Below are 7,538 nucleotides of genomic sequence, written 5' to 3'. Positions count from 1 at the left end.
TTGCACACGCGGAGCATTCAAACCAGTCAAAGTCTTTCTATGTAAAGGTTTTAGGCTTTTTCAGCAAGCCCTAAGTAGATGGAAGGCATTAATATTTGGTCTGGCTCTGATATTGGGATTGGTGCAGCTTTGACCAATCCCACAGAGCTAGCCTTTCGTAAAGGCACTCTCAAGAATCGCTATCCGGTAAGATTCAACAATGTGAATTATCCTGATGCTGAATCTGCATATCAAAAACACAAAAAGGAAGATTTGCAGGAATCGATCGAGGTAATGACAGAAATCATTGTTTGTAAATTACAGCAACATCCCCGACTGTTTGAAACAATTACCAAAAATGGCGGTGTTGATTGGCTTAAGCGATGTCGTCACATTGTTGGAGTCAGAAATAGTCGCTGGGAAGGCTACGGATTGGAAAGCAATTTCATCCTGTGCTTAGTATTCGCCTATCAATTGTCTCTTGAATAGCAGGATTGCCGGGTCGCTCCCGGTCTTAAATTATGTCTAAGCCTAAACAAAAATCTGAAATCAAGTTTGCGATTCTTAAAGCGAGTTATTGGGTTGGTCATGCTACTGAATATGGCATCGTTTATTGGTTGCTCGAAACTCTAGGGCAATGGACTGAAGAATTTGAGGATGCTCATTTCTTCGATACTCGATCGGCTGCTGAACAACGCTTAGCTGAGGAGAATCGTGTTTCTGAAAATCCTGATAATCATTGTTCCATTGTGGAGGTTCAACTCAACCGGGATTAAAAACTAGCAATGAGCTAATAATGCTTCGCTTTGAGTTAATGAGTTTAATCATTTAAGGAGTAAGATTCATGGCAATGTCAGTCGAACAAATCAAACTAATTATCCTGGGGTCTGAAGAAACACTGCGTCTTTTGCTGAATCAGCCTGAGTATCATGAAATCGCAAGCAGTGAGAAATTGGGCACAGCAAATAAATTAGGTTTGATGGATGCTATTCAGATACTTAGTGAACTTCATGATGCGATCGAAGAAGCTGAACATGATATGGAAAACAATCTGCCTCGTTATCAATTTGATACTTAGAACCATAAACTAGAGCTGTTGCCGGGTCGCTCCCGGCAGTCTTATGAAACCCAAAACTGTTGAGTGGAATCCTCCCACTGCTGAAGAGTTGCCATGTAATTGGTCAGTTCAGGCGCTCGGTGATGATGGCGGAGCTTATAAAAGTCGTGACGGTTTGATTGTAATAATTTCTTGTTGCATAGAAAGAGATGGTCATTGGTGGGTTCATCTTTCACTATCTCGGAAAAAATCAGTTCCAACTTGGATAGATTTGGTCAAAGTCAAAGAGATTTTCTTAGGTGCGGACGCTTTGGCACTTCAGGTTCTGCCCCCTCGCTCAGAATGGGTAAATGTTCATGAGTTCTGCCTCCACCTTTATCAATGCCTTGACCAACGACCAATTCCCGATTTTCGCAAACTAGGAACCATCTAAAATGACACTCGATCCAAATGACATGAGAACCTACCCGGTTCAACAAAAACCATGCAAAACTTGTCCGTTTAGTGGTGAAAAACCATTACCCCTCTGTCCATCAGATTTGGCAATATACTACGAAAACTTGATGGGGAATGGGCAACACATTTGTCATAGCACGAATAACACCAAAATCTGTCGGGGTAGCCGAGACATACAACTAAAATGGCTGTGTTCGATTGGTTTCTTAGATGAGCCGACTGACGAAGCTTTCAACGAAGCAGTAAACTGGGCATTAAATAATAAGGAGTCAGTAACGTCAACAACCCTGACTAAATCTTAGCAATCAATTCAAGCTTTATAAACTGCGAAATCACCTTGGATCGATTAATCAAAAATGCCCGATTGTATCAATCTATGAGTCAAATATAACTGGCTCGTAGATTGACCGCTCGCACTGAAAAAAAAGGGAAGTTTCTGTGGAGTCAGCAGGATTGAAAATGATTTCGCTGATATTCCGTATGAACAATGGCAATTGTTAATCTCGGCTCTGGCAGCAGTTTTTGAATTTGATAAAGCCTGGTTTCAGAAAATTCATGACTCAACCTATACCCAAACTTTAGACCCATCTCAAGCAATTTTCCCAATTTATCTAGCAATACTCCGGACAGTTTTTGAGACAGAGGCCCAAACCCTCATTCTACCGTTAGCATTTGACCTGACTGAGAAGGCTGAAACCCGCATTATGCCGTTAGTGATTGAAAACTGTCCGGACTATTGATCTAGAAAATTCATGAAGTACAAAACCGTTTACTTGCACAGGATTGTTGCCGAACAATCGATTCGCCGCAAGCTCAGACCAGGTGAAATTGTCCACCACCTTGATGAAGATAAATCTAATAACTCACCCGAAAACTTGGTGGTTTGTTCGAGTGCTTCACTGCATCGGCAATATCACATCCGGTCACTGCATCAGAAAATGGAACCCGCTCGACTCGTTAGGCAAGGCGATTTGTGGTTCTGAGGAAAGCCCACGCATCCCTCACAGTACGGATGCGTGGGTCTGCCGGAATCCGGTTATCCGAAAAAGAGGGAAAAACACATTAATACGAAAATGTTGGCAGTCCAAGTTTTGTTAATAGGTACTGCTGCTTGTGTTGCTGCCAGTATATATGACCATTTCAAAAATGATTAAGCTGACAAACAATCTGATGAGTATTAAGAAGAAGCTCATCCGAGTGGCATTCAAGTCGAGTAGTTTGGGTAAATCAAAAACGTGAACGCAAATGAGCACTAAAAGTATCTTCTACGGGGAAAATTAGAAAATCATAGTAGAAAATTCTAGATAATTTGACACTTCACCGGGAAATGTGTTTCATCTACAAGCTTGGGTTTTACCAGAACTTGAGTTAGTCGCTGAATCAGATTTCCCTGGAAATAGTCGCTCAGAAGCCGAAAAGCAGGCCAAGTTAATGATTGCTTGCGACAACCCCATTGATGAGAAATGGCATCTGAAAACGCTATTGAGTAGGTAATGCTTCGCTGTTGAGTATTGATTTATTGTTGAGGATTTTCTAATGGACATTGAACAAATTAAACCAATCATCTCTGGTAGTGAAGAAACTGTACGACTCTACAAAATCAGCCCGAATATCAAGCCATTGAGAATAGTGAAAAGTTTGCTACTGCAAACGATTTAGTTTGGGCAGATGCGATTCAAGCCCTGTCTGAAATTTATCAGGCAATTGTTAAGTCAGAATATTATTTGCCTGACTCAAACCCCGAACAAGCCCCCGAACAAGCCCAAGAAATTCTTAGCAACCTTTTTGATTTATTGGGAACCTAATTAGCGCATTAGCCGGGTCGGTTTCCCCGAACCCGGAGGCTACCTTTCATAAGGCGAAACTGAGCGGGCAAGTCGTGGTTCCGCTCAGCTTCGCCCTTGGGCGAGCGGGGAGCCTCTCAATTGGTTAATAAGGATGCTACATTTTAAAGGCAGCGCTAAAATCTTCTATCTTCTTGCTTGACCTGAAGAGTGTCCTAAAAAAGGCTCCTCCTTCAAACGTTGGCGATGTCAGGCAAGCGCTACCATTACACCTAGAAAAGGGAGAAAAATCAAATGGCTTACAGTGATTTTACTTTAGAAAAAGTGCAGAAAAACTTTGATTTGACTATTTCAGAAGATTTGGATCTTTTTGCCAATGTTCCTGATTTAGAACCTAGTATTTCACTCACTGATTTTTTAGCAGATTATGCACAACTTGCATTAAAGATTAACACAGAAAAAGCACGGTCAGAAATGATTATTGCGCCGATTTTACTAAATTTTAGAAAGCAAGTTTCATCAAAAATTAGCTTATTTTCGGGAGTGGATTTTAATGTGGATTCGGAACGGGGATTAAACGGAACCTGCGACTATATAATCAGTAATTCTACCGAACAGTTATTTGTGAAATCTCCGGTCATTATTTTGGTAGAAGCTAAAAAAGAAAATATTGTAGGAGGGTTAGGTCAGTGCACTTCAGAAATGTTAGCTGCTCAAGTTTTTAACGAACGGGAGGGGAATCAAATACCAGTAATTTTAGGAGCAGTTACTTCAGGAAATATTTGGAGGTTTTTACAATTAGAAGAAAAGCAACTCAGAGTTGACGCAACAGAGTATTATCTGAAAGATGTCAATAAAATATTAGGAATTTTGGCAAACGGAGTACACTCTTTGTCGTCACCTATAATATAATTGTGCAATCTATGCAGTTTCGCTCGATTTAACCGTGCCGCCAATACCAACAGTCACAGTCAAGTCAGGATACAAGCCACAATCTATCGATACCAGCATTGAGACGGATGTGCTGATGTTTCAGCTATTACGACAGTTAACGCCCCAACAAAAAGTACAACGGACTTGCGCTTTCAATCAAGCGGTGCGAAAGCTGGCAATATCTGGAATAAAGAACCAGTATCCCAATGCTACTGAGGCAAAAGTTCGGCAAGAATTTATTAAAAGGTGCTTGGGTGCTGAGTGGATAGAAGTTTTATCAGATAGTAGAATTTGGGGTGAAATCGTGATTGCAGATCCGATTCTATTAGCGCAAAAAATAGCCAGCATCTTGCTACCGCTGAATATTCCCTATGTGGTTGGCGGTTCCGTGGCAAGTTCGCTGTTGGGAGAGAACAGATCTACCCAAGATTTGGACTTAGTGATTGACCTGGAACCGCAAACAGCACAGAGACTAATTGATGCCATGTCAGGCGAATTTTACATAAGCGAGTCGGCTGTGACTGAAGCAATTGCCAAGTCAAGAACAGCACCCCGCGAATCATCGTTCAATGTCATCTATTTGCCTTCTATGGAGAAAGCAGACATTTTTGTAATGAGCAGCGATGACCCTTTTTCAGCTTTGGTGATGAGTCGTCGTCAACTTTACCCTGTTAGCGGTTTAACAGAGGAGGGAATCTACATTTATTCGCCCGAAGATATCGTCCTGCAAAAACTCAGTTGGTATAAACTAATTCCTGGCGGTTCCCAGAAGCAGTGGAGGGATGTGTTGGGAGTTTTGAAGGTGCAAGGGGAACGACTCGATCTGGCTTACTTGAACCAGTGGGCTGTTACACTCAAACTAACAGATTTGCTCTCGGGAGCGTTGCTTCAATCAGGATATTAAGAGTCGGTAATTGAGAATGAAACAAAACAAACAACAGCTTGCTATTGCTAAAAAAATCAAAAAATGGATTCAAACCACCCAAGAAGTTGAAAAAGCTCGACTTGCCATACCGATAACCAGGCTGACGAGTATCAAAAGTCTGTGCGTTGATGAAGTTGCTGCCGAAAAGTTTGGACTCTACATAGCTCGACTGGTGCAGCAGCAGATAAATCAGGCGATTTGTCCCGAACATTTCACAGATGAAGAATGGGCACAGCAACAACAATTAGTGGATGAGGCAATCACACTGATGCAAAGTTACTTAGAAAGTCCTAGTTACGAAAGCAGGCAATCTCTCAGAAACTTATTGAGAGACATTGATGGCTTGCAAGGGGATGACTACCGTAATTTTAGGTGGACAACGGTGCGTTTTGTCCGCAGCGGAGATTTATTAAAGCTAGAGTATGCACTGCGGTGTTTCGTAGAGACAGATTTTCCCTATTGGACTTACAAACTAGCTAGAGAATATGTAGAAGGCTATGGATTGCAGTCTGGTTCAGGTATCGTGGCTGAATCAGTACCCATGTTGTTGGAGGTAGCAGAATTTTGGTGTCAGTATTATTTCGATCAGAGTTTGAACGAGAAATTTCCCGATGGGGACGATCGCTGTGTTCAACCCAACCCGTGAGAATTTTCAGATGCAGATTGAGGGTTTGTTAAGTCTGCAACCCCTAAGATTGTCAAACTTGCCATTAAACTAAATCGTCTGAGTCACACTTTAGAGTTCTCCTATATTTTCCAGGCGTAAGAAATGCAGTCGTCCCGATGCTTCACCAGCTACAATTGTGACTTTATCGGACCGGGCGGTGCAGCAAAATAAGGCTGAAAGTAGCGATCGCCTCCCCACTTTCTCTCATCCCAGACTTTTAGGGTGTTAACGAAGTTAGTCAATTGAGTGTCCGTGACTTTGACCCGATGAGTAAGACGCAAGCGGATATGGGGTAAAGGACGCGGCACGAGCGTCGGAAGTAGTGGACTTGGGCGTGGCGACTGTTCGGGCGATCGCCAATTGGTTGGAAAGAAGGGGAAGTTGCTCGCACGATAGCCCGCTTTTTACAGCACTTGACTCCGCCCACAGCGGACACAGACGCAAGTGACGATGGTATCTGCAAGATGGTTGTTCCTCACAGGGAAAATGCTGGCTCTTGCAGAAATGCAAAATTTAGTAGGAAATCCAGGTGAATCTGCTTACATTGAAGTTGCTTCCTATAACACTTTCAGGGATAAGGCAGTTAGTTTGATTTGTGACGATGAGTTTTTAATGAAAGAGATAAATCCTACTTGCGAAACTGGTAATAGAGACATAATCCACGGTCAAGTTTTGATTGGAGGCACTTCGCTCGAAAAAGAAGATTTCGCTCTCTTAACCAAAGAGCAAACTGAAATCATCAAAGCTAAAATTCGCTCGGTTCGTCGTAAATAAAGCGCTTTACCGGGTCGTTCCCGGCTACTGATTATGCAAAAGTTGGGAGAAAATAGAAACTAGAGAATCTATCAACAAACTTTGCTCTGAAAAACGGGATGCTTCCAAGCATTCAGTTTATTTCGACTTGGCATAACTGCCTAAGTCTTCATCCAAAATTATCTTGCCAATTTTCTGATATTCTCGTCGGGTAGCGCGAATGAGATGAGACATACTGACATCATCTGCTTTTTCAGCAGCGGCTAGAAATGCGGCAGCTAAGGCGATATTGCGGATATTGCCGCCAGCAATCTCAAAGCGACGTGCCATAAATTCTATATCTAAGTCTGCACTTCGAGGGGTTTTATCGGGAAAAATATGTTGCCAAATTTGGTATCGTTCCGGTTCTTTAGGAAAGGGAAATCCGATAATAAAACTCAATCGGCGGGTAAAGGCATCGTCGATATTATTTGCTAAATTGGTGGTGAGAATCGCGATACCTTCGTATTCTTCCATTTTTTGCAGGAGGTAGCCAATTTCTATGTTAGCGTAGCGATCGCGCGCGTCTTTGACTTCGGATCGTTTGCCAAATATGGCATCGGCTTCGTCAAATAACAGGATGGCGTTGGAGGTGGCGGCGGCGGTGAAGATGCGATCGAGATTTTTCTCGGTTTCGCCGATATATTTGCTGACGATTTGGGATAAGTCTATTTTATAGAGGTCGAGCTGCAATTCGCGGGCGATCGCTTCGGCTGCCATTGTTTTACCTGTTCCCGGCACGCCTGTAAACAGCGCGTTTATCCCTTTTCCCATCGAAAAGTGATTGTCAAATCCCCACTCGGACAAGACTTTGGATTGATGTTGAGCGCGATCGCATATTTCACGCAAGTGCGTTTTTTGCTCTTCTGGCAGGACAATATTTTCTAAGCGATATTTGGGTTCGATATGAAGAGCGAGTTGGGTGAGGTCGTGACCGGATTGGGC

At 42.6% G+C, this 7,538-nt stretch carries 11 protein-coding genes; 10 read left to right on the top strand and 1 reads right to left on the bottom strand.

Annotation, left to right across the window (positions count from 1 at the left end):
• Nucleotides 1-78 precede the first annotated feature (78 nt).
• The 10 genes from QT990_RS35000 to QT990_RS34955 all read left to right on the top strand — a co-directional run bounded on the left by QT990_RS35000 (nucleotide 79) and on the right by QT990_RS34955 (nucleotide 6,575).
• The gene (locus QT990_RS35000) at nucleotides 79-468 is read left to right on the top strand and encodes a hypothetical protein (protein WP_333142333.1); all 390 of its coding nucleotides are present in this window, start codon (nucleotides 79-81) and stop codon (nucleotides 466-468) included.
• Nucleotides 469-500: 32 nt separating this feature from the next.
• Nucleotides 501-755: a hypothetical protein gene (locus tag QT990_RS34995; protein ID WP_333142332.1), complete on the top strand. Its 255-nt coding sequence runs from the start codon at nucleotides 501-503 to the stop codon at nucleotides 753-755.
• A gap of 74 nt (nucleotides 756-829) precedes the next feature.
• Nucleotides 830-1,057 (top strand): hypothetical protein, encoded by a 228-nt coding sequence (locus tag QT990_RS34990; RefSeq protein ID WP_333300431.1) that lies wholly within the window; start codon nucleotides 830-832, stop codon nucleotides 1,055-1,057.
• Between the two features lie 43 nt (nucleotides 1,058-1,100).
• Entirely contained in the window at nucleotides 1,101-1,469 is a 369-nt protein-coding gene (locus QT990_RS34985; RefSeq protein WP_333142330.1) for a DUF7694 domain-containing protein, read from the top strand.
• A gap of 1 nt (nucleotide 1,470) precedes the next feature.
• On the top strand, nucleotides 1,471-1,794 hold the full coding sequence (locus QT990_RS34980) for a hypothetical protein (RefSeq protein ID WP_333142329.1): 324 nt from the start codon (nucleotides 1,471-1,473) through the stop codon (nucleotides 1,792-1,794).
• Nucleotides 1,795-2,244: 450 nt separating this feature from the next.
• Nucleotides 2,245-2,475, top strand: a complete 231-nt coding sequence (locus QT990_RS34975) for an HNH endonuclease (RefSeq protein ID WP_333142328.1) — start codon at nucleotides 2,245-2,247, stop codon at nucleotides 2,473-2,475.
• A 1,095-nt stretch (nucleotides 2,476-3,570) separates the two neighbouring features.
• Complete coding sequence (locus QT990_RS34970; RefSeq protein WP_333142326.1) at nucleotides 3,571-4,188, top strand: hypothetical protein; 618 nt, start codon at nucleotides 3,571-3,573, stop codon at nucleotides 4,186-4,188.
• 34 nt (nucleotides 4,189-4,222) lie between these two features.
• A complete protein-coding gene (locus QT990_RS34965; RefSeq protein ID WP_333142325.1) occupies nucleotides 4,223-5,113 on the top strand; it encodes a hypothetical protein in 891 nt (296 codons plus the stop codon).
• 16 nt (nucleotides 5,114-5,129) lie between these two features.
• Nucleotides 5,130-5,780: a hypothetical protein gene (locus QT990_RS34960; RefSeq protein ID WP_333142324.1), complete on the top strand. Its 651-nt coding sequence runs from the start codon at nucleotides 5,130-5,132 to the stop codon at nucleotides 5,778-5,780.
• A gap of 471 nt (nucleotides 5,781-6,251) precedes the next feature.
• Complete coding sequence (locus tag QT990_RS34955; protein ID WP_333300434.1) at nucleotides 6,252-6,575, top strand: DUF3846 domain-containing protein; 324 nt, start codon at nucleotides 6,252-6,254, stop codon at nucleotides 6,573-6,575.
• A 117-nt stretch (nucleotides 6,576-6,692) separates the two neighbouring features.
• On the opposite strand, the gene QT990_RS34950 is transcribed toward QT990_RS34955, so the two are convergent.
• Nucleotides 6,693-7,538 (bottom strand): ATP-binding protein (locus QT990_RS34950; RefSeq protein ID WP_333466361.1); only part of this gene is annotated, 846 nt, incomplete at its 5' end.

It is taken from the genome of Microcoleus sp. T3_B1 (assembly GCF_036700445.1).
GTDB lineage: Bacteria > Cyanobacteriota > Cyanobacteriia > Cyanobacteriales > Microcoleaceae > Microcoleus.
Note: the sequence above shows the minus strand (reverse complement) of the source record. Positions and strands in the feature narration are given on the sequence as shown.